We start from the raw sequence: 26,409 nt of genomic DNA, 5'->3' as shown, positions 1-26,409 counted from the left end.
ACGACGCCGTCCGCCCTCGGTGACGTGCGTCCCGACGCAGTCGGCGGCGTCCGGCGCGGCTCGCCGAGGAGCAACAACGAAGACCCCGGGCACCGATGAGGGTGATATGCACCATCCCGGACCCCCGCGATTCCTCGCGACCGGCGAGACCACGGAGCTTGCGCCGCGAGATCCGGACCCGAGCGGATCCTACGAGTGGTACGTCGTCGACGCCCCGCCAGACAGCGAGGCGACCGTCGGAACCGACCCGGTGACAGAGTTCACCCCCGACGTGCCCGGACGCTACCTGATCGGGCTCGACGCCCCGGACGACGACCACCTGTTGACCGTCCGCGCGTTCCCGTCGAGCTACGAGGGCGTCGACGTCGAGGGCGGAAGCGGGACGGCGATCCGCGACCGCACCGCCGGGGACGCACCGGTCAGCTACGGCGAACCGCACGGCGACGAGGGCGTGGGGAAGCCGCGCGTGCGGCTGGACGCGAGCGTGGTCGACAGCGAAAACGACGACGGGGACCCCGAAATCGTGGTCCAAGCGATGCCGACACCCAACCCTCATTCCTCGCTCGGCGCGGACGACCTCCGGGTGGCGTTCATCGTCGACGACCGCGACGTCGCGAGCGCGGTGGCGGAGGGGCGAACGAATCCGCGAGGCGCGCTCGAGACGAGCGAGGACGGGCGAGAGCTTCGGATTCCCGTACCCGCCGTCTCGAACCGGCTACGCGTCCACGGGGTCGCGGTCGCCGCGGAACCCGGAGCAGAGCCCCGCGTCAGCGTCGCCGACGCGGTCGCGGTCGATCGGAGTGATTCCGACGCGGGTCGAGGAGACGGCGAGGGCGGACCGATCGACGGCCCGAACGGCCCCGCTTTCGAGACGGTGCAGCTCAACGATCCGCCGACGTGGACGAAAGAGGCGACCGTCTACGAGGTGTACGTCCGGACGTTCGCCGACGAAAGCGACGGCGAAGGCGACGACGAGGAGACGGGGAAGACGTTCGAAGCGATCGCCGATCGGATCCCCGAGATCGCCGACCTGGGCGTCGACACCCTGTGGCTCACGCCGGTCCTGAAAAACGACGGGAAGCCGCACGGGTACAACATCACCGACTTCTTCGACGTGGCCGAGGACCTCGGCGACCGCGACGACTACGAGGCGCTCGTCGAGACGGCACACGACCACGGGATGCGCGTGCTGTTCGACTTCGTCGCCAACCACACCGCGCGCGACCACGAGTGGTTCCGAGACGCCTATCGGAACCCGGACTCCCCGTACCGCGACCGCTACGAGTGGCAGGACTCCGGCGAGCCGGGGACGTACTTCGACTGGGAGCTGATCGCGAACCTGAACCACGCGAACCTCGATGTCCGGCGGTTCCTCCTCGACGTGATCGACGAGTGGGCCCCGCTCGTGGACGGGTTCCGGTGCGACATGGCGTGGGCTGTGCCCGACTCCTTCTGGCGCGAACTCCGCGACCGCGTGAAAGACATCGACCGGGAGTTCCTGCTGATGGACGAGACGATCCCGTACATCCCCGGCTTCCACGAGGGGATGTTCGACGTTCACTTCGACGCGACGCTGTACTTCCAGCTCCGCCAGATCGGCCGGGGCGTCGACCCCGCCACGTCGCTGCTCGACGCGATCGACCAGCGCGCCGAGATCGGGTTCCCGGACCACGCCGAGTTCCTCCAGTACATCGAGAACCACGACGAAACGCGCTACCGCGTCGAGTGCGGCGACGCCGCCGCGGCCGCCGCGGGAGCGGCGATCGTCACGCTGCCGGGCGTCCCGATGATCTACGCGGGCCAGGAGATCGGCCAGCGCGGCCGCCGCGACGCGATCGCGTGGGAGCACGCCCGAGAAGGGGTCCGCGACCGCTACGAGCGACTGCTTGCGGTCCGGGCCGGCCACCCCGCGCTCGGGCCCGACGGCGACCTCGACCGAGTGGCGTACCACGTCGCCAGCGGCGATCTCTCGGCGCGACCCATCGTCGCCACCGGCGACGTTCACCCCGACGACGTGGTGGCGTTCCGGCGGAGCAACGGCGAGGAATCGCTGGTCGTCGTCCTCAACTTCGCGCCCGAACCGGCGAGCGTCTCAGTCGGCGTCGATCACGACGACCGGAATCTCGTGACCGACGAGCCCTGCGTGGTCGTCGACGGAGACGGGACCGAGCGGATCCGCGTCGACGACGTGGCGGTCGTCCGAGACGCGGGACGCTGAGGAGATCGGCGAAGCGGGCGAACGGTGACCCGGTCTCTGAGACCGCATGGGCGCAACGCTTGAGTCGGTGGGAGTCGCAGGGGAACGCATGCGACTCGATCGCTCCGGCGGTGTGTTCTGTCACGTCACCTCGCTCCCGGGGAGACACGGCATCGGTGACCTCGGCGACGGGGCGAAGGCGTTCCTCTCCTTCCTCGGCGACGCCGACGTCCGCCACTGGCAGATCTGCCCGGTCGGGCCGACGACGGACGGCGCCGGAGAGTCTCCGTACCAGTCACCCTCCGCGTTCGCCGGTAACCCCCTCCTGATCGACCTCGACGGGCTCGTCGACGACGGGTGGCTCCGCGAATCGGAGCTCGAACCGATCCCCGACTTCCCCGACGACCGGGTCGACTACGAAGCGGTCCGCGAGTACAAACAGCCGCTGTTACGGGCCGCGTTCGAGCGGTTCGACGATGAGGGAGCCGGCGGAGTGCCGGACGAGTTCGACGCCTTCCGGGAGCGCGAGCCGTGGCTCGACGACTACGCGCTGTTCCGGGCGCTCTCGGACGCGAGAGACGAAGATACATGGGTCGACTGGCCCGATCCGCTCCGGACGCGAGAACACGATGCGCTCGCCGAGGCCCGCGAGCGACACGCGACGGAGGTCCGGTTCCGAGAGTTCCTCCAGTGGACGTTCGACCGGCAATGGCGCGACCTCCGGGCGGTCGCCGACGACGAGGGCGTGTCGATCGTCGGCGACGTGCCGATCTACGTCGCGTTCGACTCCGCGGACGTGTGGGCGAACCCGGAGGCGTTCCGGCTCGACGCCGAGAACCGTCCGGCAGCAGTCGCGGGGGTCCCGCCGAACGCGGGCGATAACGGCCAGCGCTGGGGGAATCCCGTCTACGACTGGGACCGGCTCGCCGAGCGCGACTACGACTGGTGGATCGCCCGGTTCCGGCGGCTGTTCGACCTCGCCGACGTGGCCCGGCTCGACCACTTCCTCGGGTTCGTCAAGTACTGGGCGATCCCGGCCGACCGCGACGACCCGGCCGCCGGCGAGTGGCGCGAGGGGCCGGGACGCGACCTGTTCGAGACCGTCGAGCGCGAACTGGGGCAGGCGCCCTTCATCGCCGAGGACCTCGGGTTCGAGGAGCAAGCGATGGACGAGCTGATGGCGGAGTTCGGCTTCCCCGGGATGCGCGTCCCGCAGTACGCCGACTGGTGTGCGGAGGGTAACGAGTACCAGCCGATGCACTACCCCGAAGGCGTCGTCGGGTACACGTCGACGCACGACACGAACACGTGGGTCGGTTACTTCGAGAGCCTGCCTGAGCGCCAGCGCGACTGCTTCCGGTTCAACGTCGGCGCCGACGGCGACAGCCCGACGGAGTGGGAGATAATCGACGAGGTGTGGGCCTCCGACGCGGTGTTAGCGATGACGACGGTACAGGACCTGCTCGGGCTCGGAAGCGACTCGCGGTTCAACGAGCCGGGCACCCTCGACGGGAACTGGGAGTGGCGCGTCCGCCCCGAGGCGCTCGACGGCGAGATCGCCGACCGGCTGTGGGAGCTCGCCGGGCAACACGTGAGATAGCCCGATGTTCGGTGGGATCCTCCCAGACGCCTCGATCGTCCACGTCGCCGTGATCGCCGTCGCGACCGGGGCCATCTGGATCGGGAGCGGCTGGCTGGAGGAGTCCGCGGAGACGCTCTCGGGGTACTACGGGCTGCCGGCGGTGGTACAGGGGTCGGTCGTCGTCGCCGTCGGATCGAGCTTCCCCGAGTTCGCGAGCGTCGTCGTCACCGCGGCCACCGGGGTCTTCGACATGGGCGTTGGCGCGCTCGTGGGGTCCGCGATATTCAACATCCTCGTGATTCCCGGACTCTCCGGGTTCAGCGCCCCCGATGACCTCGAGGCCAGCCGCGCGATCGTGTACAAGGAGGCGCAGTTCTACATGATCGCGGTGTCGGCGCTGATCGTCACCTTCTCGCTCGCGGTCATCTACTTCCCCGTCTCGTCGGACCCGATCGTGGGGGAGCTGACCCGCCCCGTCGCGGCGATCCCGTTGGCACTGTACGGGCTCTACCTGTTCATCCAGTACCAGGACGTCGGCGACGCGGCGATCGATCGGGTCAAGAAGGGCATCGATATCCGCCGCGAGTGGGGGAAGCTCGCGGTCGGCCTGCTCGTTATCGGCGTCGCCGTCGAGCGGCTGGTCGGGTCGGTGGAGTCGCTCGGAGCGACGTTCGGCGTCCCGGAGTTCCTCGCCGGCATCACGGTCGTCGCGGCGGCGACGAGTCTCCCGGACGCGCTCGTGAGCGTCCGAACTGCTCGCGAGGGGCGGGGCGGAACGAGCCTCGGGAACGTGCTGGGGTCGAACACGTTCGACCTGCTCGTCGCCATTCCGGTCGGCGTGTTGATCGTCGGGAGCGTCAACGTGAACTTCTCGACCGCCGTTCCCATGCTCGGCGTCCTCACCGTCGCGACCGTGCTGTTGTTCGCGACCCTACGGACCGACCTGTCGCTCACGGAGCGAGAGTCGGCGGTCCTGTTGATCGCGTACCTCCTGTTTATCGCGTGGGTGATCGCAGAGACGGTCGGAGCGACGACGATTCTTAAAGGGATTTAAGACCCCTCGTCGACGGCGGCGTCAACCCCCCAGCCGGAACCCGGTCATCAGGACGATGATCCCGAGCATCGTCGCGGCCTCGAACAGCCCGACGGCGAGGTTCTTCTTCTCGATCGCTTCGAGCCGCGAGGCGTCCGGATTCGGCGAACGCGTCTCGTAGTACGCGCTGAGGTGCAGCCGATGCGGGACCGCCAGTCCGAACGCGAACAACCCCCACCCGACGCCGAGCGCGAGCGACGACCATCGGCCCGCGAACCCGTATCCGAGCCCTAAGTCGGGCGTCAAGAGTACCGTTCCCGACAGCACCGTCGTCAGCGAGAAGCCGACGAGGAAGAAGACCGCCTTCGGAACGAGCGTGGTCGTCACCGCGGCCGACGCCTCCTCGTCGAGTCCGCCGAGCGTCGGGCCGATGATCGCCGGGAAGATCAACGCGAATCCGAACCACACCGCGCCCGCGGCGACGTGCGTGTAGAAGAGCAGCTCCGTACTCGAAAGCAGGAGGCTCGCGCCGAGGAACGCCAACGGGACGAGGAGACTGCCGGCCGCGAACGCCGGGTTTGCGGCCGTTGCGAGGTGCTGAACGCGCTCCACGAAGCTTCCGTCTGCGACGCGACTGGTCTCGTGACTGACAGCCATAGAACGCTGATCGATGAATTTTCTGATAAAAATTGGGGTCGCCGCAATCGGTCGGCGTCGAAGAGGGTCTCGTGTTCGCTCGCGCCCGCCAGTCGACGGTCGAGAGCTGACTCGTTTATAAGCCCTCCCTCCGGTCGACCACTCGGCTCGCGGGCCAGAGGCCCGCTCGTTTGCAGTGGCCTCGCATTCGCTCGGCCACTCGGCTCGCGGTTTCACCGCTCGCCTACGATACCTCGCTTCGCTCGGTCTCGCTACTCGCCGGCCGGAGGCCGGCTCGTTTGCATTGGCCTCGCATTCGCTCGGCCACTCACTTCTCAATAATACTCTCTTCAACCGCCTCGCCGAAGTGGCGCGCCACGTCCTCGTAGTAGACGAGCGCCTCGTCGCCTTCCTCCAGATCGGTGACCGCCTTCTTGCCGTCCGCGGTCGCGACCTTCACCGTCTCGGCGTTCTGAATGAGCGTCTCGATGCGGTCGATCCCGTCGTCCGTCTCGATCTCCGCCTGAAGCCGGAACATCGGTCGCTTCTCGATCTTCACGCGCCCGACGATCGCCTCGCGCGTGTGACCCGCGGTGTCGACGACCTGCACCTCGTCGCCGCTCGACAACTCCGCGAGGTAGTTGGTGCCGCCCTCGGCGTTGCGGACGTACGCGTGGACCGCGCCGGCGTTCACGCGGAACGGGCGCGACTCGACGTACGGCGACTCCGCGGTCTCGGCGTGGACGAAGAACAGCCCGCGCGACATCGACCCGACCAACATTCCCTCGTCGTCGTCCATCAGCGACCCGGTGTCGATACAGACGCGGTCGGCCATACCGGTGCGCTCGACCGCGGTCACCTCGGCGTGCCGGAGGTCGAGCGTCTCGCGGTCGGCGGCGTCGCGGGCGTCGACCGCGCCGCGGATCTCGTCGGGGGAGTCGGAATCGAGGAGGACGCCGTCGGCGCCGATCTCAAGGGTCTCGAAGGCCGTCTGCGCCTCGGCGGCGGTGGTCGCGCCCGCGACGAGGTGCGTCTCCTCGCCGACCCGCGCGATCAGGTTCTCGAGCGGAATGATCGACCAGTCCTCGCCGACGACAACGGTGAAGTCGGCATCGGTGGCGGCTTCCTCGGCGAAGCGCTCGTACTCGGTGCCGAGCACCCGGACGTACACGCCCTGCGCGCGGTCGTCGCGCCGACGGACCGTCGTGAGGTCCGCGGACCCGGACAGCTCCTCGGGCATGTCGATCGTGCCGTCGCCCTCGCCGCCCTTCCCGACGAAGTAGGCGTCGGCCTCGGCGTCGCTCTCGACGTCGTCGATCACGTCCGCCTCCGAGCGAAACGCGGCGACCGAGATGTCGCCGAGGTCGCGGACGCGGCCCACGTCGCTCTCGTCGACAAGTACCCAGTCCGCGCCGGCCTCGATAGCGGTCGTAATCCGTCGCTTGCGAGCCTCCCAGTCCCCGACATCTCCGTCGGCTTTCACCCAGACCGTGCGTGTCATTGTCGGAACCTCACGGCGGGCGGGCTTGAAAACTGCGGAAGGGTCGTGCGTTGCGGGCGAGGGCGAGAGCGGTCCGGGTCTGCCCGAGCGTTTTACTGCCGCTGGCGCGTCGTCCGGAGCATGTCCGACTCACCACACGTCGTCGGCATCGCCGGGAGCCTTCGAGACGAGAGCTACACCCGACTCGGCGTCGGTCGCGCGCTCGACGGCGTCCGCCGTGCCGGGGGAACCGCTGAGCTAATCGACCTCCGCGCCTACGACCTCCCGACGTACGACGCCGATCACGCCGAGGCGGGGGACGCGGACGCGTTCAAAAGGCGGGTCCGCGAGGCCGACGCGGTCCTCCTCGGCACGCCGGTGTACCACGGCTCGTACTCGTCCGCGGTGAAGACGGCGCTCGACTACTGCGGCTTCGAGGAGTTCGAAGACGAGACGGTCGGGCTGCTCGCCGTCGCCGGCGGCGGGTTCCCGGTGACGGCGTTAGAACACCTCCGCTCCGTCTGTCGCGCGCTCAACGCGTGGGTTATCCCTCACCAGGTGGCCGTCCCGAGCGCCCACGCGCAGTTCGAGGACGGTGACCTCGTCGACGACGCCATCGACGAACGGGTGCTCACGCTGGGGCGTCGCGCGGTGCAGTACGCCGATATCGAACCGGACCCGGACTCGTTCGAGAGCGGACAGAACGTCGGCGCCGAGTGAGCCTCAGGCCTCGACGAACCCGCCGGCCCGGAGCGCCTCGTCGACGCCCGCGTCGTCGTGAACGACCGCCGACACCGCGCGAGCGATCCCCTCGGGGTCCTCGTGCTGGAAGATCGACCGCCCCATCGACACCCCGGCCGCGTCGCCGTCCATCGCGCCGCGAACCATCTCCACCGTGTCGCGGTCGGTCCCCTTCGAACCGCCGGCGATGACGACCGGGAGCCGGGTCGATTCCGTGACGCGTTTAAACGAGTCGCCGTCGCCGGAGTACCCGGTCTTCACCACGTCTGCGCCGACCTCCTCGGCGAGCCGAACCGCGTGCCCGAGCGCCTCGGGATCGGTCTCGTCGACGCCGGGCCCGCGCGCGTACGCCATCGCGAGCACGGGGAGGCCGAGACGGTCGGCGTCGGCGGTCAGCTTCGCGAGCTCTTCGGTCTGATCCGGCTCGTGGTCGGAGCCGACGTTGATGTGGAAGGAGACCGCGTCGGCGCCGGCGCGCACCGCGTCCTCGGCCGTGGCCGTGACGCGCTTGTCGCTCTCGTCGGGGCCGATCGTCGTCGACCCGTTGACGTGGACGATGTAGCCCGCGTCGTTTTTGTTCGGGTGAACGCGCGGTGCGATCCCCTTCTGGGTGAGTACCGCGTCCGCGCCGCCGCTCGTCACGCCGTCGATCGTCGACTCGATGTCGACGAGGCCGTCGACGGCGCCCATTGTGAGCCCGTGGTCCATGGGGACAATGAGGTATCGGTCGTTCGTGGAGATGCGGTTGAGTCGTGCCGAGAGTCCTGCTGTCATGATGGTGTCGGTCGTTGTGTGAGAGTGTGGCAATCGAAGGTAAGTGGGTTTCGTTCGGGGACGTATTGACTCGAAGCCGCGGTCACTGCGACTGTGCGGCCTCGACGCGTGCGGCGTAGCCGCGGTCGGCACCCTCTTTCAGCTCCCGCGAGAGCGCCTCTAGCCGGTCTGCGACCGCGGCGGTCGACAGGTCGTCGTCGACTCCCTCGGCGACGATGTCGACGAGCGCCGAGCCGACGATGATCCCGTCGGCACCGCCGGAAACGATGCGCTCTGCGTGCTCACCCGACGAGATTCCGAACCCGACGGCCTTCGGCACGTCGTACTCGCGGAGCCGATCGAGGCTCTGCGTGGTCTGGTCGGACACGTCGCTGCGCGCGCCGGTGGTTCCGAGCCGCGCCTGGACGTAGACGTATCCCGAGACGTGGCTCATGATCCGGTCGAGTCGGTCGTCGACCGTGGTCGGCGCGACGATGAAGACGAGGTCGAGCCCGAACTCGTCGCACGCTTCTCGTAGGGGATCGGCCTCCTCGGCCGGGAGGTCGGGGACGACGAGTCCCTCGATGCCGGCCGCGGCGGCGCGCTCGACGAAGGGGCGGGGGCCGGTTTCAGATCCGTATTGGTAGATCAGGTTGTAGTACGTCATGCAGACGAGCGGCGCCTCCACGTCGGCCTCCTCCGCGAACGCGAAGAACCGGTCCGGCGTCATCCCCGCGTCGAGCGCGCGGACTAAGGCCCCCTGAATGGTCGACCCCTCCGCGATCGGCTCCGAGAAGGGGAGCCCGAGTTCGATAATGTCCGCGCCGCCGCGGTCGAGCGCCTCGACGTACGCCATCGAAGAGTCGTAGTCCGGGTCGCCGACGGCGAGGTATGGGATGTAGGCGGGGCCGTCGGCGAACGCGGCCGCGATGGCCTCGGAGTTGCCCGTCTCCGGGACTCGGTCGGCCATTTAAATCCCCCCCGTGAACATCGACATGTCCGGCGCCTCGTCGATGTCGCGTTTGTCCGTCTCCTCGATGGCGGCGTCGAGGTCCTTGTCGCCGCGCCCGGAGACGTTCACGACGACGCTATCGCCGAGGTCCTCGTGGTGTTCCTCCAAGAAGCCGAACGCGTGGGCCGTCTCCAAGGCGGGGATGATCCCCTCGGTCGAGGAGAGCCGATGGAACCCCTCTAACGCGGCGTCGTCGTCGACGGCGACCGGGTCCACGCGACCCTCGTCGACGAGATACGCGAGCTCCGGGCCGACGCCGGCGTAGTCGAGCCCGGACGAGATCGAGTGGCTCTCCATGATCTGGCCGTCGGAGTCCTGCAGGAGCTTCGTCCGCGCCCCGTGGAGCACGCCCTCGTCACCCGTGTACAGCGACGCCGAGTTCGGGGCGACGCCCGCCTCTTCGTCGACCTCCAGCGTCGACCCGCCGGCCTCGACCGCGTGCAGGGCGACCGCCTCGTCGTCGACGAAGCCGGCGAACGTGCCCATCGTGTTCGAGCCGCCGCCCGCGCAGGCGACCACGTCGGTCGGGAGGTTGCCGATCTTCTCGATCGCCTGTGCCCGCGCCTCCTCGGAGATGACCGCCTGGAAGTCCCGGACCATCACCGGGAACGGGTGCGGGCCGACGATAGAGCCGATGACGTAGTGGGTGTTCTCGACGGTGGTCGCCCAGTCGCGCATCGTCTCGGAGATGGCCTCCTTCAGGGTGCCGCGGCCCGCGGTGACCGGGTTCACCTCAGACCCGTTGAGCTTCATCCGGAAGACGTTGGGGCGCTGGCGGTTGATGTCGCGCTCGCCCATGTAGATCTCACAGGGCATATCGAGGTGCGCGGCCGCCATCGCGGTCGCGGTGCCGTGCTGGCCGGCGCCCGTCTCCGCGATGATCCGCTCTTTGCCCATGTACTTCGCTAACAGGACCTGCCCGAGGGCGTTGTTCAGCTTGTGCGCGCCGCCGTGGAGGAGGTCCTCGCGTTTGAGGTACACCTCCGTATCGTAGCGGTCGGAGAGCCGGTCGGCGCGCTGGAGCGGCGTCGGCCGACCGCCGAAATCCGCGAGTCGCTCGCGGAACTCGTTCATAAACCCGTCCTCGTTGTTGAGCACGTAGCGCTCGTAGGCGTCCGCCAGCTCCTCGATCGCGGGCATCAGCGCCTCGGGGACGTACTGACCCCCGTAGCGGCCGAACTTCCCGTCGTCGCGCCCGCGCTCGCGGCCGGGGCGTCGCGACGGGGTCGCCGCGTCGGCTCCGTCTCCCGCGCTCGTCGCCTCGCTCGTCGTGGATTCCGTCTCGCTCATGTGGGTGTCTCCGTGGTGTCTCGGGTGTCGCTCTCGCCGTCCGCCTCCGCCCGCACCAGTTCGCGCGTGTTCGCTTCGACATCGCCGTCCATGATCGCGCTGCCGACGAGGAGGGCGTCGGCGCCCGCGGCGCGCATCCGCTGGACGTCGGCGCGCGATCCGATTCCGCTCTCGGCGATGAGTGTCACGTCGTCTGGGACGTGGGGCGCCACCGACTCGAAGGTTCCGAGGTCGACGACCAGCTCGGCGAGGTCGCGGTTGTTCACGCCGATAATCGTTGCGCCCGCGTCGACCGCGCGCTCCAGCTCGTCCCGGTCGTGGACCTCGACGAGGACTTGGAAGCCCCGGTCGCGCGCGGCAGCGAGCAGGTCAGAGAGATCGTCGCCGACGAACCGGGCGATCAGCAGGACCACGTCGCTCTCGACCGCGTCGAGCTGCGACTCGGCGACGACGAAGTCCTTCCGGAGGACGGGCACGTCGACCGCCTCTCGGACGCGTTCGAGCGTTTCGACGCTCCCGCCGAAATGTGCCGGCTCGGTGAGCACGCTCAGCGCCGCCGCGCCGCCGGCCACCATCTCCCGTGCGAGTTCGACCGGGTCGTCGTCGCGGGTCCCACGAGTCGTCGGACTCGTGGGCTTGACCTCGGCGATCAGCGGGACGCGTACGTCCGCCTCGGCGCGGTCGAACGCCGCCCGCAGGTCGCGCGGCTCGACGGCGACCTCGCCGGATCGACCCTCGGCCGCCCGATCCCGGGCCGCCGACAGGATCGATCTGACCGCCGGGGCCAGCTCGTTTTGATCCTCCATTAGTGTACACTAATGCACGTATTTGTTCATAAGGCTTGCGGGCGCGGTCACCCCTGCTCGGGAGGCCGGAGACCCGATTGCGACCCGGGTCCGGACGGCCCCCGTCGATTTAACCGTCGCGGCCACGGATCGCGGGTATGAACACGACGGGAACGTCGGGCGTCTTCGCCCGCGAGTTCGAGGAGTTCGGGCGGGCGGTCGAGGTCGGCGTCGCCGGCGGCCGCGTCATCTCGGTGGCCTTCCCGGCGACGGCGCCGGCGGACGCGGGCGCGGACCACGACCTGCTCGACCGGATCGAGGCGTCTCTCGGCGGCGAGCGCGACGCGTTCGACGGCGTCGCCACCGGACTCACCGTCCCGACCGACCGTCGGGCGGTCCTCGAAGCGCTCGAAACGATTCCCTACGGCGAGGAGACCTCGGTCAGTCGCCTGACGCGGCTGGCCGCGCTCGACGCCGACGACCCGGAGGATCTGGAACTCGTGACCAGCGCCCTCCGCGAGAACCCGATCCCGATCCTCTTCCCGGACCACCGCGTGCAAGGCGGACCGTACGCCACGCCGGGCGAGGTTCGCGAGGCGCTTCGGCGCGTCGAAGGACTGTAGCGGTCCGATTGCGGCGGAGGGGCGGGGGAATTCGCGTCCCGGTTGAGGCCTGACGGGACGGACTTATCGGGCGGACGCCCCTGTCTCCGACCATGATCGAACTCTCGCGGGCGGCCTACGACGACGTCGTGTTCCGCGCGTACGGCGGCGGCGAGGCGGAGGTTTGCGGCGTCCTCGCGGGTACTCACGGAACCGAGGGGGAGCCGAGCGTCGTCACAGAGACGTACGAGGCGGAGAACGTCGCCGAGACGCCCCAGATACGGTACGCGATGGATCCGGAGGAGCAGCTCGAACTCATCGAGCGGGCCGAAGACGACGGACTCGACGTGGTCGGGTTCTACCACTCGCACCCGACCGGGCCGACGAACCCGAGCGAGACGGACGCCGCGCGGGCGACGTGGCCCGGCCACTCGTACGTCATCTGCGCGCTCGACGGCTACCCGTTCGTCGGCTCGTGGCGCTGGCGCGGCGACGACGACGGGTTCGAACAGGAGACGGTCACCGTGCGGAGCGAGCGCTGATCGGAGACGGTGTTCGCCGCTCATCAAAGGGGTTACGTCGTCACGGGCGTACTCGCTCCTATGAGCCACTCATCCCGAGACGAGGTCGTCGGACGGACAGACGACGGGACCACCGAAGCGCGTTCGGAAGCCGCGACTGCACACCCGCGACGGTCGACGGGCGGTCACGAGCGGATCTCTCTCGGGGAGGACTGACGATGGTCGAGGAACTCACCCCGGAAGAGGTCAGCGAGCGGGTTCAGAACGAAGACGTCCGCGTCATCGATACGCGATCGCCGGCGCAGTACGAACAAGGTCACATCCCCGGCGCGATCAACGTCCCGCTCGGCGACCTCTCGTCGATGGTTCCCGACATGGATTGGGACGACACCGACGTGGTCTGCGCCTGTCCGATCGGGCAGTCGTCGAAGCAGGCCGCGATGCTGATCCAGAGCTACGAAGACGTCGAAGACGACGTGCTCGTCGCCAGTATGGCCGGCGGCTACGAGGAGTGGGACTTCGAACTGGAGTCCGGCGAGCCGGCGGACGACTGAGCGCCGGGGGGAGCCGTGACGCGGAGCCGCCTTTTAAGTACGCTTGCCGCCCCGTTGCTGATCCGCCGAGCGCCGCGTCGATCTGTACGAGCCCTTCGACGACAGTCCGACCGCAACAACGACGCCGACGGCTGGCGGGTGCGCTCGAAGCCGAGTGTTTACGTCGTTTCGTCCCAACGTGGAACCAGTACACATGGTATCTAGCGACACCCGCTCCGTCGACGAACTCGAACGGCGCGTCGACGGGTTCGACGCGACGACGCCGGGGGAGATGGACGCGGACGACCGGGAGCGGCTCACGGACGCCCTCGTCGCGCTCGCCGACGCGTACGGCGACCGCGGAGAGTTCGAGGCGGAAGCCGAGATGATCGAGCGGCTGGACCGACTGCGTCGCGCCGGGGACGACGGCGACGACGTCGACGTCCACCTCGCGAACGCCCTCGCGAACGCGACGAGCGTACGGGACCGCGACGACGTCTACGAGACCGCGATCGACCCCGACCGGATCGAGGAGTACCGAGAGCGGATCGAGGAGCTGTACGGCCGCCGCCCCGAGGCGTCGATCGCGGCGCCGCTGGCCCGAGCGACTGCCGAGACGATCCACGCGAACGGGAAGGCGGACCGGCGCGACCGGATCGGACCGCTGCGAGACCGTCTCGAACGCGTGTACGACGCGCACCCCGAGCCGGACGTCGCCGCCTCGCTGCTCCGGGCGTACGCTCACGCGGAGCTGTATCTCGACAACGATCCCGATAACGCCGACGGAGCCCCCGAAGACGCTCCCTCCGAGCGCGGCGCGGGACGCGATCGCGTCGCCCGCGCCGAGGAGCTGTTCGGGACCCACCCGGACGGGGACGTCGCCGCGGGGCTGGCCGGCGTCCTCGCCGGGCGCACGAACGCGGACACGAAGCGCGCAGACGTGGAGGCGATAGAGGAGCGGATCGGTCGGATCGAGGCGCTCGCCGACCGATACCCGGCACAAGAGGAGTCTATCCTCCGCTGGCTCCCGGTCGCGACGGCGAACGCCGCGCGCGCCGGCTTCGAGGCGGCCGACGTCGGTCGGGTCGAACACTGGGCGAGCCAGACCGCCGACTACCACGAGCGGCTCTCGACCCCGTCGAGCGCGACGTGGACCGCGGTCGCGACGTTCTTCTCCGCGCGGGCCTCGTTCTTCGACGGCGACGTGGAGGCGGGCGAAGAGAAGCTCGAACGCCTCGAGGCGCTCGAACGCCGGTACGACAACCCCGTCTTCGCGCACTGGCTCGGCCGGGCGATGTTCGACGCGGCCCGCAGCTACGTGGAGACGGACCGGCCCGAGCGCGCGCGAGCCATGGTCGACGACCTCGCCGAGTTCGCGGTCGGCCACGAGGACCGCGAGGAGATCGAGGCGGGGCTGGAGGCGCTGCGCACGCACGCGCCGAACCTGTTCGACGAGGCCGACGGCTCGACCGCCGAGGCGGACCAGTCGATCGAGGTCGCCACTACTCCGGATGACGCGACGGACGCCGCGGACGGGGTGGGAGCGAAGTCGCGCTCCGAAACGAGCTCACCCGAAGCGACCGATTCGCCCGATGGCCCGAGGACGATGGAGGAGCGGTTAACCGAGAGCATGCCGTCATCCCCCGCGCAGGAACGGACGGCGGCCGGCGACGAGACCGACTCGGACGCACCCGGCTGCGGGGACTGCGGCGACGACGGGTGCGGCAGCTGCGGTTCGGACCGCGACCTGAAACCCCCGGCGTCCGGTCCGGTGCTCGCCGCTGCCGGGGCGACCGTCGTCCTCGTCGGCCTCTCCGTCGCGTACACCCTCTACCGGGCGCAGCGCGCCGTCAGGAGCGCGTTCGACGGGTCGTAACGCGTCTCGCGTTCGAAGCCGGCTAGATCTCGAAGTCGGGCGTATCGAACGCGCCCTCGTCGGACTCGACGTCGTACCCTTCGATCGCCGTGAGCGCCAGGTCAAGCGTCGCCTCGGCGTTCCAGCGGCCGGTGTTGATCGCGAGGTCGTAGATGGAGCGGTCGGACAGGTCGATCCCGTAGTACGACTGGTAGCGCTGCTCTTCGATCACTTCGCGGACCTGCATCTCCGAGGTCATCTCCTCGCGGTCGAGGGTGCGGTCGGCGCGCACCTCGTCGGGCGCGTCGAGCCAGATCCGGATGTCGGCGCGGTTGCCGGCGATCCAGCCGGCGAGCCGCGATTCGAGGACGAACGCCTTGTTCGCGGTCCCCCACTTCTCGGCGATCCGGCGGAGCCGCTCGTCGAGCGCGCGGTCGATCTCTTCGGACTCGCCGGCCTTCGCGATCAGCTGTGAGAGGCTCATGTCGCGTTCGGCGGCGATCTCGCGGAACAGCTCGCCGCCGGAGACGTAGCCGCAGTCGAGCGCGGCCGCGACCCCTTCTACCAGCGTCGTCGCGCCGCAGCCCGGCGGCCCCGAGACGGTGACGAAGAGGTTCCGGTCGATCTCCCGTTCTGCCGCCCCCGAGGTTCCACTCATACGTGCGCCGCCACGGGCGGACCGCGGATAAACGGGGCGGTTCGCGCGAACCGGCGCAGATTCGCTCGAATTCGGGTTGCCTCGCGCCGCAGTCGACGTAACCGCTTTCCCGCGGCGCGCCCACCATGAGACAGTGAGCGAACTCACAGACGACGGTTCGCACGGGAGCGGAGAGGACCCCGAGCCGTCTGCGCGAGCGCTCCTCAGAGGAGCGCTCGCTCGCGAGGGCGCGCCCAACGTCGAGTTCGATCCGGAGACGGTTCCCCTCCCGGACGCCGACGTGCTTGACCGGCTTTCGCCGCCGGTCCGTCGCTGGTGGGTCTCGCAGTTCGCGGCGTACGCCGGCGAGAACGGCGGGCTCTTTACCCCGCCACAACGGGGGGCGATCCCTCGCGTCGACGACGGCGAGAACTGTCTCGTCGCCGCGCCGACGGGGAGCGGCAAGACGCTCGCCGCCTTTACCGCCGTCCTCGACGACCTCTTCGCGCGCGAGCGGGCCGACGAACTGGAGAACTCCGTCTACTGCCTGTACGTCTCTCCGCTGAAGTCGCTCGCGAACGACATCGAGCGGAACCTCGAGGCGCCGCTCGCGGGGATCGCGGCGGAAATGACCGCTGCGAGCAAGAGCGACGAAGACGGAGACGTCGATCCCGACCCCGGCGTCCGCCAAGCGATCCGCCACGGCGACACGAGCGAGGCCGACCGGCGGGCCATGCTCGAGGAGACGCCGCACGTGCTCAACACTACGCCGGAGACGCTGGCGATCCTGCTCAACGCCCCGCGGTTCAGGGAGAAGCTCCGCACCGTCGAGTACGTCGTCGTCGACGAGATCCACGCGCTGGCGGGAAACAAGCGCGGGACCCACCTCTCGGTGTCACTGGAGCGGCTGACGGAGATCGCCGACGGCTCGCCGACCCGGATCGGCTGCTCCGCGACGGTCGAGCCGCTCGACGAGGTCGCCGACTTCCTCGTCGGGCGCGAGCGCGTCAGCGGCGAGGTCGGCGACCCCGAGGGGTTCACGCCCCGCGACTGCGAGGTCGTGGACGCGCGGTTCGGCCGGGAGTTCGACCTGCAGCTCCAAACACCGGCCGCTGACCTCATTCATACCGACGAGTCGGTCGTCACCGATCGCTTCTACGACGCCCTCCACGAACTGATCGAGGACCACGAGAACACGCTAGTGTTCGCGAACTCGCGGTCGGGCGCCGAGCGCACCCTGCGGGAGCTGCGCGAGCGGTTCGGCTACGACGAGTCGGACTCGGGCTGTCATCACGGGAGCCTCGGCGAGACGCAGCGCACCCGGATCGAGGAGGGACTGAAGGCGGGCACGCTGGACGTGGTGACCACCTCGACGAGTCTCGAACTCGGCATCGACATGCCGCACCTCGATTTAGTCGTGCAGGTGGGGTCGCCGAAGTCGGTCGCGGCCCTGCTCCAGCGCGTCGGGCGGGCGGGCCACAGCCCCGGCGAGACCGTCGAAGGGCGGGTGTTCGCGCTCGACCGCGACGAGCTGGTCGAGTGCGCGGCGATGCTCGCCCGCGCCGAGTCGGGGTTCGTCGACGGCGTGTCGCTCCCCGAGGGCGCCGCCGACGTGGGCGCCCAACACGTCTACGGGATGGCGATCAACCGGGTCCGCCCCGACCGGGAGATCCGCGAGGTCCTCCGGCGCGCCCACCCCTACCGCGCGTTTGGCACAGGGGAGTACGAGCGGCTCATGCGATACCTCACCGGCGACTACGAGGGGTTGGCGGAGCGGAACGTCTACCCGAAGGTGTGGCGCGACGCGAACGACCCGCCGGACGGCGAACACCACCACGAGGAGCATCCGGTCGGCGAGACGCTCGTCGGCAAGCGCGGCCGGCTCGCGCGGGTCATCTACATGACGAACGTCGGAACGATCCCGGACTCGTTCGGCTGCGACGTTGTCACCCGGGACGGCGAGCCGGCCGGGACCCTCGACGAGGGGTTCCTCGACACCCTCGCGCCGGGCGACGTGTTCGCGCTGGGCGGCGAGCGGTTCGCGTTCCGCTACCGCCGCGGCTCGAAGGTGTACGTCGACCGGACCGACGAGCGCCCGACCGTGCCGACGTGGTACGCCGAGCGGCTCCCGCTGTCGGCGGACCTGGCGGCGGAGGTGCTCGCGTTTCAGGCCGACCTGCTCGACCGATTGGAACGCGGCGGTCCCGCCGCGGTTCGGGCGTGGCTCCGGGAGCTTCCGATCGACGGCAACTCGGTGCGAGCGATCGCCCGGACCTACGACGAGCAGGTCGCGTACGCGGGCGTGGAGAGCGCGTCGACCTCCTCGCGGCTCGCCGTGGAGGAGGTGCTCGACCGCGACGCGTACAAGCGTCGGTTCCACGTCCACGCGACGTACGGTCGACGATTCAACGAGGGACTCTCGCGGCTGGTCGCCGCCGAGTGCGCGGCCCGCACCGACGCCGAGCCGACGGTCGCGGTCGCCGACCGCGGCTTCAGCCTCGCGCTCCCCCTGAACCGCAAGGTCGACGTGGCGGAGATCGTTCGCGAACTGGACCCCGAGACGGTCCGCGGAGACCTCCGGGCGGCGCTGCGCGGGACCGACCTCCTCCAGCGCTACTTCCGGATCAACGCGGCGCGCTCGTTCATGATCCTCAAGCGGTACAAGGGGTACGAGAAGTCGGCGGCCGAACAGCAGGTGTCGGCGGAGACGCTGCTCTCGCTCGCGGAAGGGCTCGACGACTTCGCGGTGATCGAGGAGACGTACCGCGAGCTGTTAGACGACCGGCTCGACGCGCCCCGGATCCGCGCGGCGGCCGAGCGGATCGCCGAGGGCGACCTCGCGGTCGTCGACCAGACGGTCGACTCGCCGACCCCGCTCGCGTTCGGGCTCGCGACGCTCGTCGACTCGGATTCGGTGCTCGCGGGCGACGAGTCGGCGACGCTCCGGGAGTTCCACGATCGGGTGCAGTCGGCGATCGAAGACGCTTAAACGGGGCCCGGCCGCGGCAACTCCGGAGGGAGAACCTCCGGCAGTCCGTCGAGGAGCGCGACGGTGTAGTGGCGGAACACGGCAAGCGCGACGACCGACAGGAGCAGCAAGAAGAGTAGGATCAGTCGCTCGTCGCTGCGAACGATCGCGCTAGCGTCGGCGGCGAACCGACTGAAGGTCCGCTGTGACCGCATATGCGGCGATACGTCTCGTGGGATTTTAAAAAGACGGGCGCTACCGCCCGGCTCAGTCGCTTTCGGCGGTCGGCGTCCCCGACCGCGACAACGGCTCGCCGTCGACCGGCTCGTCCGGGTTCGCGTCGATCGCGGCCTCGCTCAGCCCCAACTGGGCGTCGACGTCGGCGTCCTCGCGGACGTGGACCGTGCCGCGGTGGATCGCGATGGCGTCCGCGAGGTGGAGTCGGACCGCAGCGAGCAACACGTCGGCTTCGAGGGGTTGCCCGCGGCGCTTGATCTCGGCGACGTCGGCCCCCGGAGGCACGTCGAAGGCCCGCTGGGCGATCACCGGTCCCTGATCGAGGTCGGTCGTCACGTAGTGGGCGGTGACGCCGGCGACGCGGACGCCCGCGTCTTTCACCTGCCGATACGCCTCCGCGCCGGGGAACGCCGGCAGGAGAGAGGGGTGGACGTTGATGATCCGGCCCTCGTACCGGAAGACGACCTCCGGGGAGAGGATGCGCATGTAGCGGGCCAACGCGATCAGGTCCACGTCGTACTCGGCCAGCAGGTCGAGCAGACGTTCCTCGTCGGTGTTGCCGTTGCCGTCGCCCACGTCGTAGAAGGGCTTGTCGTAGCGCTCCGCGAGCGACCGGAGATCGCCGCGGTTACCGATCACGACCGGGATCTCGGCCTCCTCGCCGTCGTCGGCCAGGTCGCCCGCGGCCTCGGCCTCCAGTAAAGTCTCCGGCGCGTGGGTCTCCTTCGTGACTAACAGCGCGATCCGGCGGGCGTCGCGGTCGCTCGGGAACCGGACCTGAATGTCCACGTTAAGTTCCCGACCGAGCTCGGCGAGCGCGCGCCGGAGCTCACCCCGAGAGGTCTCCATCTCCGAGGCATCGACGCGGGTGGTCATCCGGAAGACGCCCTCGCGGACCGCCTGATCGAGGTCCTCGATGTTGATTCCCCGCTCGAACAGCAGGGAGGTGACCCGCGCGATGAGTCCGGTCTTGTCTCCTCCGACGACCGTGATTTCGGTCAGTTCGCGGGTCATGCGACGATCACCTCCGATGGTTCGAACGGCTGCATACATCCGGAGAAGAACGCGGAGGGGTTTGCCCCTTTCGCTCTGTACCGACCCCACCTCCTGCACGATCGACCAATATGTATCCACGAACATGGATATAAAAGATGTTCCAAAACGGTTTTTACACACGACTCCGCACTACCGCACATGACGGCATACACCGCGACGGTGACGGTCCGCTTGAAGCGGGGCGTCCTCGACCCGGAGGCCGAGACGACCCAGCAGGCTCTCGAACGCCTCGGGTTCGAGCTGTCGGACCTCCGGTCGGCCGACCGGTTCGAAGTGGACCTCGACGCCGCCGACGCCGACGAGGCCGCCGACCGCGCCGACGAGATGGCCGAGCGGCTCCTCGCGAACCCGACGATCCACGACTACGAGGTCGCGGTCGCGGAGCGATGACGGTCTCAGTTATCCAATTCGGCGGGTCAAACTGCGACCGCGACGCGGTCCGCGCGCTCGAACACGTCGGCGTCGACGCCGAGCGCGTCTGGCACGAGGACGGGCTCCCGGCTGACACGGAGGGGATCGTGCTTCCCGGCGGGTTCTCGTACGGCGACTACCTCCGCGCCGGTGCGATGGCCGCCCGCGCCCCGATCATGGAGGCGGTCCGCGAGGCCGCCGCCGACGGCGTCCCCGTGATCGGCGTCTGCAACGGCGCACAGATCGGCTCGGAGTCCGGCCTTACACCCGGCGCGTTCACCACCAACGCCTCCGCGCGCTTCCAGTGTGAACCCGTCCACCTGCGCGTCGAACGCGCGGACACGCCCTGGACCGCCGCCTACGAGGAGGGCGAGGTCATCGAGGTTCCCATCGCGCACGGCGAGGGTCGTTTCGAGATCAGCGAGGAGGCTCACAGCGACCTTGTCGCCGAAAATCGGGTGCTCTTCCGCTACTGCGACGCCGACGGCGAGGTCACCGACGACGCCAACCCCAACGGCTCGACCGACAACGTCGCCGGCGTCCTCGGCGAGCGCGAGTCGGTCGCCGTCCTGATGCCCCATCCCGAGCGCGCCACGCTCCCCGACCTCGGTCGAGGCACGGACGGGGCGGGGATCCTCGAAGCGTTCGCCTGACCGACCCGTCTCCTCACCGGTCGTCTGCGGGGTCCGAGCGCTCTCGCGGTTCCGTATCGAGATTGCTTATGCGCTCGCGGTCGGCCCCGCTGACGCCGTCGTCGTCGGCCAGCTCGCGTTCCAGCGCCCGTTCGAACTCGGCTTCGCTGAGATCGCCTTCCATGTATCGCCGCTGGAGCCGCTCCACCGGGTCCTCGTCGTCGGCGTCACGGGGAGCGTCCCGTCGGTGGGACTCGGTCTCGCCGTTGGCGGACAGCGCCTGAACGCCGACGTACGCGAGGACGAGCATCGCCGCGAGCGGCAGGAGAACGAACAGGAACGAAGCGATTCCCGGTCCGCCCATGCCGCCCATGCCGCCCATGCCGCCCATCATCCCTGCCGCCCCCATGCCGCCCGTCATTCTCGCCGACCCCATGCCGGTAGCCGTTGGCGTGATGCTTGCGGTGGGGACCCGACGAGGAGCGCACCGAGATCGAACGCGCCGAGCGACGCGAGACGGACGACTCCCGCGATCCGTCTGTCGATGCCGGTCGTAGTCATGTGCAATCGTTCCATTTCCATACATATATACGACGCGCTCGCTCCCGTCGGCTCGGATCCCGGTCGGTGGTGCCCAGCTCCGACCGGCTCGCTTTTTAAAATTCGCGCTCGAACGGAACTCCATGCAGGCACGCCATATCGACCACGTCAACCTCCGGATCCCCGCCGACGGCGTCGACGACGCCCGGGCGTTCTACGGCGAGCGGCTCGGCTTCGGGATCGAAGACGGGCCGTACGTGGCCGGCGAAAAGCCCTTCTTCGACGTGCGTCTGTCGCCGACCGCCGTGATCCACTGCTGGCCGAGCGAGGAGTTCGAGCCGCCGACGGCGACGAACTACGACCACGTCGCCGTCGTCGTCGAGGAGTCGGCGGACGAGATCGAGGCCGAACTCGGCGCCGCGGGCGTCGAGATCGAGAAGTCGCTCGACGAACCGCTCGGTGCCGCGGGCGAGTCGGCAGCTGTGTACGTCCGGGACCCGTTCGGGTATCGGGTGGAGCTGAAGACCGAGGTGTAAACTTCTCTATGTGCGAAACGCGAAACGACACCGAGCGGATCGTGTCGTTCCTCGATCAGAACGACGACCGCGCGTGGAAAGCGGCAACGATCGCCGAGCAGTTCGGATTGGACACGGACGCCGTCAGCGCGATCCTCTCGCGACTGAAGGAGCGGGGACTCGTACGTCACAAGAGCCCGTATTGGGCGATTACCAACGACGAAGATCAGCTTCGAGCCGCGTACCGACTTCACCGACACCACGAGGCTGCAAACGAACAATACGGTGAGGAACGTCTCGAAGAGTTACGGACCGATGAGATGGAGGAGGTCCAGTGACGGCGTTCGCAAGTCGCTGCGCCGGTTCGTCAGCAACGTTTTACTTTTAAGAGGGTGCGCACCCGAACTTTCGGGAAGATGGACGAGGAGACGGTGTCGGACTACGTCGAACGCTCCCGGTCGCTCGTCGAGGCGTCTCCACAGATGGACGAGCAGAACACCCGGGCACGGCTGATAGACCCATTTATAAAAGACGTTCTCGGTTGGGACTTCTACTCGACCGAGATCGAGATGGAGTACTCGGTCCAGATGGGATCGACGAAAAAGAAGGTCGACTACGCGCTGTTCACCGACGGGTCGCCGGCGGTGTTCGTCGAAGCGAAAGGCTGTGACACCACTATCACCGAGTCGCACGCTGACCAACTACGGAGCTACATGCGACAGGAGTGGGTCGACTGGGGACTTCTCACGAACGGAAAGTCGTTCCACATCTACCGACTCAAAAAAGACGGCGACAAGCCCGATGTGAAACTCCTCCGACGCATCGATCTGTCCGGCCTCACGGCGAACGACTGGCTGCTCGCGGCGCTGTCCGAAGAGTCGATCCGGTCGGGCGCGTCTACGGAGATTTACCAACGTGTCGAACGCCGCAGACAGGCGATCGAGACGCTCACAGACCGAAAAGCGGGGGTCGCCGAGGCGCTCCGCGAAACCGTCGTTGACCGCGTCGGCGAGGTGGTCTCCCAGCCGGCGGAGTCGCTCTCGAAAACGTTCGTCGACGATCTGATCGCGGAGTTGGAAAGCGATCAAAACGACAGCCACACCGCCGCGAGCAACTCTGCACAGCCGAGAACTGAGTCGGACCATAGCGAACAGACCGACGCCGGTGATTTGTCCGATGAATACGTGGTCGAAATCGCTGATCAAACGGAGTCAAGCTCGTTCAGCGACGAGAGTCAAGCTGACCTCATGGGGACCGTTGTGAATCATCTTATTAGAGATCACGACCTGATCGACGCGTATGCCCCGCTCCCGTACGTTCCCGGGAAGAAGATTGCAATATTAAACGACGAACCGGCACATCCGTCAGGCGAAGAAATGCGGTTGTATCGTGCGGTTGGTGGCGACTACTACGTGTACACCTCGCTGAACAAGGGCGATAAGAAGCGCCACCTCCGCGATTTTGCCGACGCCTGCGGCGTCGATATTGCCTTCGATGGCGAGTGGTAACTCCCACCCCGAACTGGTTCGCCCCACCGAGCAACCCTCGCCCCGTTGCGTCCGTTTAAGACCCCCGAGGGACAGGATCGGATATGAGCGAACAGCAGCCGCAGTCAGAGGGAGACGGCTCCCGAAGGCGCGACAACGCGGACCGATTTGCGGGCGAGAAAGACGAGAATCTACCGAGCAGAGACGTGACGGAAGGAGCTGACAAGGCTCCGCACCGCGCGATGTTCCGGGCGATGGGGTTCGACGACGAGGACCTCTCCTCGCCCATCATCGGCGTCCCGAACCCGGCGGCAGACATCACGCCGTGTAACGTCCACCTCGACGACGTGGCGGACGCCGCGATCGACGGGATCGACGCCGCGGGCGGGATGCCGATCGAGTTCGGGACGATCACCATCTCCGACGCCATCTCGATGGGGACCGAGGGGATGAAGGCGAGCCTCATCTCCCGGGAAGTCATCGCCGACTCCGTCGAGCTGGTCTCCTTCGGCGAGCGCATGGACGCGCTGGTGACGGTGGCGGGCTGTGACAAGAACCTCCCCGGCATGCTGATGGCGTCGATCCGCACCGACCTCCCGTCGGTGTTCCTCTACGGCGGCTCGATCATGCCCGGCCAACACGACGGCCGCGACGTGACCATCGTGCAGGTGTTCGAGGGCGTCGGCGCCTACGCCGAAGGCGACATGAGCGGCGAGGAGCTCGACGACCTGGAGCGTAACGCCTGTCCCGGCGCGGGCTCCTGTGGCGGGATGTTCACGGCCAACACGATGGCCTCGATCGCCGAGGCGCTCGGGATGGCGCCGCTCGGCTCCGCCTCCGCGCCGGCGGAGGACCCGGAGCGCTACGAGGTCGCCGAGCGCGCCGGCGAGCTCGCCTTGGATTGCATCCAGAACGACCGCCGCCCCTCCGACATCCTCTCGCGGGAATCCTTCGAGAACGCGATCGCGCTCCAGACCGCGATGGGCGGGTCGACGAACGCGGTCCTCCACCTGCTCGCGCTGGCCGCCGAGGCCGACGTGGACCTGTCGATCGAGGACTTCGACGAGATCTCGCGGCGCACGCCGAAGATCGCGAACCTCCAGCCCGGCGGGAGCCGCGTCATGAACGACCTCCACGAGATCGGCGGCGTCCCGGTCGTGCTCCGGCGCCTCTTGGAGGCCGACCTGCTCCACGGCGACGCGATGACCGTCACCGGGCGGACAGTGGCGGAAGAGCTGGCGGAGCTGGAGGAGCGCGGCGCGCTTCCGGACGACGACGATATCGAGGCGGACTTCTTCTACACCGTCGACGAGCCCAAACAGGAGGAGGGCGCCATCAAGATCCTCCACGGGAACCTCGCCCCCGAGGGCGCCGTGCTGAAGGTGACCGGTGAGGACGCGTTCTACCACGAGGGGCCGGCGCGCGTGTTCGAGAACGAGGAGGACGCGATGGAGTACGTCCAGTCGGGCGCGGTCGACTCCGGCGACGTGATCGTGATCCGCAACGAGGGGCCGACCGGCGGTCCCGGAATGCGCGAGATGCTCGGCGTCACCGCCGCCGTCGTGGGCGCGGGCCACGAGGAGGACGTGGCGCTGCTCACGGACGGCCGCTTCTCCGGTGGGACCCGCGGCCCGATGATCGGCCACGTCGCGCCCGAGGCGGCCGACGGCGGTCCGATCGGGCTCCTCGAGGACGGCGACCACGTCACCGTCGACATCCCCGAGCGCGACCTCTCTGTCGACCTCAGCGAGGAGGAACTGGCGGAGCGACGCGAGGAGTGGGAGGAGCCGGCACCGCAGTACGAGGGCGGCGTCCTCGCGAAGTACGCCCGCGACTTCGCCGGCGCGTCCGACGGCGCCGTGACGAATCCGCGGCTGACTCGCGATTTATAAGGAGCCGAGCGAGCGACGCCGAGCGTTTATAAGCGCTCCCGGACCGTTCCCGTTTTTCTTTCCCTACGCTCCTACTCACCTGCCGTCCCACCGTCGGTGTGCGCCGTCCGGACGGACTCGGCGCGCCAGACGTTGCTACGGCGACCAGCGCGCGACAGTTCCATTTTGACTACCGACCCTACCGGGAGGTCGGCGACGCGATCGCGCGCGTCTTCGTCGGCGTACTCGACGACGTGAAACGTCTCGTTGCGTGGATGTGCACGTACCGTGGTGCAATCGTGATCGTTCTGCTCGGAAATGACGGTGTACGCGTTTGATTCCGACATCATACACTGTTATTCTTGGATATCCTACTTCAATACTCCGTATATTCAATACAGTCGTCGATCAGGTGGTAATACGAATATAAGGTGTTCACAAGTCGAAACGACGGCGTCGCGTCGCGCTCGCGATTCCGCTGGCCGAACTCCGGCGGCTCCCGACAGCTTACGGAGAATCGAGGAGAAAGCCTCGCGCTTTAGCGCGGGGATGAATCCGACACCACCCTTCACAGTCCACCGTCCGATGGCACGGCTGGATATTCCACGCTGCTCCATCCAAGCCTTCAAGTGAATTTCTCTACATAGGTTACGTATGGCGAAACAGGTCGTTACTCGCACCTACACTGCTTCCATACGGAACCAGTCTCGGGTGCAAGACGACCTTGATTCGCTCGGGTTCGCCGCCTCGAAACTCTGGAACGTCGGCCGGTGGACATGCAGTCGGGTCTGGGATGAAATCGATCACATTCCCAACCACAACGAACTCACCACGTACCTCAAAAACCACGAACGCTATGATGACCTGCATTCGCAGTCAAGTTCGTTCGAGACGGCGGAGCCGTCTCGTGATGCCAATGAGCTTCGCTCATTGAGCACAGCGAGTCCTTCAAGAACTCGCTGAGGCGTTCAACGGCTGGTACGGCAACCGACAAAACGGAGATACGAAAGCGAACCCGCCCGGCTACCGCAAACA

Annotated in this window: 27 protein-coding genes and 1 pseudogene; 17 read left to right on the top strand and 11 right to left on the bottom strand. The window is 68.2% G+C overall.

Annotated elements, in window-relative coordinates:
- Positions 1-106: 106 nt before the first annotated feature.
- The 3 genes from malA to ACNS88_RS12260 all read left to right on the top strand — a co-directional run bounded on the left by malA (position 107) and on the right by ACNS88_RS12260 (position 4,833).
- Positions 107-2,218 carry an alpha-amylase MalA gene (gene malA / locus ACNS88_RS12270; protein WP_435097967.1) on the top strand — a complete coding sequence of 704 codons (2,112 nt, stop codon included), beginning with the start codon at positions 107-109 and terminating at the stop codon, positions 2,216-2,218.
- Positions 2,219-2,306: 88 nt separating this feature from the next.
- Complete coding sequence (malQ, locus tag ACNS88_RS12265; protein ID WP_435097964.1) at positions 2,307-3,797, top strand: 4-alpha-glucanotransferase; 1,491 nt, start codon at positions 2,307-2,309, stop codon at positions 3,795-3,797.
- Between the two features lie 4 nt (positions 3,798-3,801).
- Positions 3,802-4,833 carry a sodium:calcium antiporter gene (locus ACNS88_RS12260; RefSeq protein WP_435097961.1) on the top strand — a complete coding sequence of 344 codons (1,032 nt, stop codon included), beginning with the start codon at positions 3,802-3,804 and terminating at the stop codon, positions 4,831-4,833.
- A 21-nt stretch (positions 4,834-4,854) separates the two neighbouring features.
- Here ACNS88_RS12260 and ACNS88_RS12255 read toward each other — a convergent pair whose 3' ends face one another.
- A complete protein-coding gene (locus ACNS88_RS12255; protein WP_435097958.1) occupies positions 4,855-5,469 on the bottom strand; it encodes a hypothetical protein in 615 nt (204 codons plus the stop codon).
- A gap of 307 nt (positions 5,470-5,776) precedes the next feature.
- The gene (locus ACNS88_RS12250; protein ID WP_435097955.1) at positions 5,777-6,949 is read right to left on the bottom strand and encodes a 3-dehydroquinate synthase II; all 1,173 of its coding nucleotides are present in this window, start codon (positions 6,947-6,949) and stop codon (positions 5,777-5,779) included.
- A gap of 120 nt (positions 6,950-7,069) precedes the next feature.
- Here ACNS88_RS12250 and ACNS88_RS12245 point away from each other — a divergent pair, with 120 nt between their 5' ends.
- A complete protein-coding gene (locus ACNS88_RS12245; RefSeq protein ID WP_435097952.1) occupies positions 7,070-7,648 on the top strand; it encodes an NADPH-dependent FMN reductase in 579 nt (192 codons plus the stop codon).
- A gap of 3 nt (positions 7,649-7,651) precedes the next feature.
- On the opposite strand, the gene ACNS88_RS12240 is transcribed toward ACNS88_RS12245, so the two are convergent.
- The 4 genes from ACNS88_RS12240 to trpC form a co-directional block, all read right to left on the bottom strand.
- Positions 7,652-8,443, bottom strand: coding sequence for a 2-amino-3,7-dideoxy-D-threo-hept-6-ulosonate synthase (locus ACNS88_RS12240; RefSeq protein ID WP_435097949.1), 792 nt, complete (start codon positions 8,441-8,443; stop codon positions 7,652-7,654).
- An 82-nt stretch (positions 8,444-8,525) separates the two neighbouring features.
- Positions 8,526-9,392: a tryptophan synthase subunit alpha gene (gene trpA, locus ACNS88_RS12235; protein ID WP_435097946.1), complete on the bottom strand. Its 867-nt coding sequence runs from the start codon at positions 9,390-9,392 to the stop codon at positions 8,526-8,528.
- Entirely contained in the window at positions 9,393-10,724 is a 1,332-nt protein-coding gene (gene trpB, locus ACNS88_RS12230; protein ID WP_435097943.1) for a tryptophan synthase subunit beta, read from the bottom strand.
- On the bottom strand, positions 10,721-11,530 hold the full coding sequence (gene trpC / locus ACNS88_RS12225) for an indole-3-glycerol phosphate synthase (RefSeq protein WP_435097940.1): 810 nt from the start codon (positions 11,528-11,530) through the stop codon (positions 10,721-10,723). Before trpC ends, trpB begins: the two co-directional genes overlap by 4 nt.
- Positions 11,531-11,667: 137 nt before the next feature.
- Here trpC and ACNS88_RS12220 point away from each other — a divergent pair, with 137 nt between their 5' ends.
- The 5 genes from ACNS88_RS12220 (at position 11,668) to ACNS88_RS12200 (ending at position 15,041) form a co-directional block, all read left to right on the top strand.
- Positions 11,668-12,132, top strand: a complete 465-nt coding sequence (locus tag ACNS88_RS12220) for an MGMT family protein (protein ID WP_435097937.1) — start codon at positions 11,668-11,670, stop codon at positions 12,130-12,132.
- 92 nt (positions 12,133-12,224) lie between these two features.
- Complete coding sequence (locus ACNS88_RS12215; RefSeq protein WP_435097934.1) at positions 12,225-12,653, top strand: desampylase; 429 nt, start codon at positions 12,225-12,227, stop codon at positions 12,651-12,653.
- Positions 12,654-12,713: 60 nt separating this feature from the next.
- Positions 12,714-12,848, top strand: a complete 135-nt coding sequence (locus ACNS88_RS12210; RefSeq protein ID WP_435097931.1) for a hypothetical protein — start codon at positions 12,714-12,716, stop codon at positions 12,846-12,848.
- Between the two features lie 2 nt (positions 12,849-12,850).
- Positions 12,851-13,186, top strand: a complete 336-nt coding sequence (locus tag ACNS88_RS12205; protein ID WP_435097928.1) for a rhodanese-like domain-containing protein — start codon at positions 12,851-12,853, stop codon at positions 13,184-13,186.
- Positions 13,187-13,379: 193 nt separating this feature from the next.
- On the top strand, positions 13,380-15,041 hold the full coding sequence (locus ACNS88_RS12200; RefSeq protein ID WP_435097925.1) for a hypothetical protein: 1,662 nt from the start codon (positions 13,380-13,382) through the stop codon (positions 15,039-15,041).
- A 22-nt stretch (positions 15,042-15,063) separates the two neighbouring features.
- Here ACNS88_RS12200 and cmk read toward each other — a convergent pair whose 3' ends face one another.
- A complete protein-coding gene (cmk, locus tag ACNS88_RS12195) occupies positions 15,064-15,678 on the bottom strand; it encodes a (d)CMP kinase (protein ID WP_435097922.1) in 615 nt (204 codons plus the stop codon).
- 133 nt (positions 15,679-15,811) lie between these two features.
- Here cmk and ACNS88_RS12190 point away from each other — a divergent pair, with 133 nt between their 5' ends.
- On the top strand, positions 15,812-18,646 hold the full coding sequence (locus ACNS88_RS12190) for an ATP-dependent helicase (RefSeq protein ID WP_435097919.1): 2,835 nt from the start codon (positions 15,812-15,814) through the stop codon (positions 18,644-18,646).
- Here the strand turns inward: ACNS88_RS12190 and ACNS88_RS12185 are convergent.
- A complete protein-coding gene (locus ACNS88_RS12185; RefSeq protein ID WP_435097916.1) occupies positions 18,643-18,840 on the bottom strand; it encodes a hypothetical protein in 198 nt (65 codons plus the stop codon). The two genes, ACNS88_RS12190 and ACNS88_RS12185, sit on opposite strands and share 4 nt — an antisense overlap.
- Before the next feature lie 52 nt (positions 18,841-18,892).
- Complete coding sequence (locus ACNS88_RS12180) at positions 18,893-19,876, bottom strand: formyltetrahydrofolate deformylase (protein ID WP_435097913.1); 984 nt, start codon at positions 19,874-19,876, stop codon at positions 18,893-18,895.
- Between the two features lie 180 nt (positions 19,877-20,056).
- On the opposite strand from ACNS88_RS12180, the gene purS reads away from it, so the two are divergent.
- Both purS and purQ read left to right on the top strand, forming a co-directional pair.
- Positions 20,057-20,308, top strand: a complete 252-nt coding sequence (gene purS / locus ACNS88_RS12175) for a phosphoribosylformylglycinamidine synthase subunit PurS (RefSeq protein ID WP_004045690.1) — start codon at positions 20,057-20,059, stop codon at positions 20,306-20,308.
- Positions 20,305-20,982, top strand: a complete 678-nt coding sequence (purQ, locus tag ACNS88_RS12170; protein ID WP_435097909.1) for a phosphoribosylformylglycinamidine synthase I — start codon at positions 20,305-20,307, stop codon at positions 20,980-20,982. Before purS ends, purQ begins: the two co-directional genes overlap by 4 nt.
- Before the next feature lie 13 nt (positions 20,983-20,995).
- Here purQ and ACNS88_RS12165 read toward each other — a convergent pair whose 3' ends face one another.
- On the bottom strand, positions 20,996-21,382 hold the full coding sequence (locus tag ACNS88_RS12165; protein WP_435097906.1) for an SHOCT domain-containing protein: 387 nt from the start codon (positions 21,380-21,382) through the stop codon (positions 20,996-20,998).
- Positions 21,383-21,644: 262 nt separating this feature from the next.
- Between ACNS88_RS12165 and ACNS88_RS12160 the strand changes: the two genes are divergently transcribed.
- The 4 genes from ACNS88_RS12160 to ilvD all read left to right on the top strand — a co-directional run bounded on the left by ACNS88_RS12160 (position 21,645) and on the right by ilvD (position 25,395).
- Positions 21,645-22,037, top strand: coding sequence for a VOC family protein (locus ACNS88_RS12160; protein WP_435097903.1), 393 nt, complete (start codon positions 21,645-21,647; stop codon positions 22,035-22,037).
- A gap of 8 nt (positions 22,038-22,045) precedes the next feature.
- Positions 22,046-22,354 (top strand): MarR family transcriptional regulator, encoded by a 309-nt coding sequence (locus ACNS88_RS12155; RefSeq protein ID WP_435097899.1) that lies wholly within the window; start codon positions 22,046-22,048, stop codon positions 22,352-22,354.
- Positions 22,355-22,432: 78 nt separating this feature from the next.
- Entirely contained in the window at positions 22,433-23,524 is a 1,092-nt protein-coding gene (locus ACNS88_RS12150) for a type I restriction enzyme HsdR N-terminal domain-containing protein (protein ID WP_435097895.1), read from the top strand.
- 83 nt (positions 23,525-23,607) lie between these two features.
- Positions 23,608-25,395, top strand: coding sequence for a dihydroxy-acid dehydratase (gene ilvD, locus ACNS88_RS12145; protein ID WP_435097892.1), 1,788 nt, complete (start codon positions 23,608-23,610; stop codon positions 25,393-25,395).
- A 71-nt stretch (positions 25,396-25,466) separates the two neighbouring features.
- Here the strand turns inward: ilvD and ACNS88_RS12140 are convergent, their stop codons facing one another.
- On the bottom strand, positions 25,467-25,721 hold the full coding sequence (locus ACNS88_RS12140) for a DUF7999 family protein (protein ID WP_435098154.1): 255 nt from the start codon (positions 25,719-25,721) through the stop codon (positions 25,467-25,469).
- Positions 25,722-26,028: 307 nt separating this feature from the next.
- Between ACNS88_RS12140 and ACNS88_RS12135 the strand changes: the two are divergent.
- Positions 26,029-26,409: pseudogene (locus ACNS88_RS12135) on the top strand (RNA-guided endonuclease TnpB family protein); the annotation flags it as partial.

This window comes from Halorubrum shenae (assembly GCF_051194165.1).
Lineage (GTDB): Archaea > Halobacteriota > Halobacteria > Halobacteriales > Haloferacaceae > Halorubrum.
The sequence above is the reverse complement of the archived record's forward strand: the minus strand, read 5'-3'. Positions and strand labels throughout refer to the sequence as shown.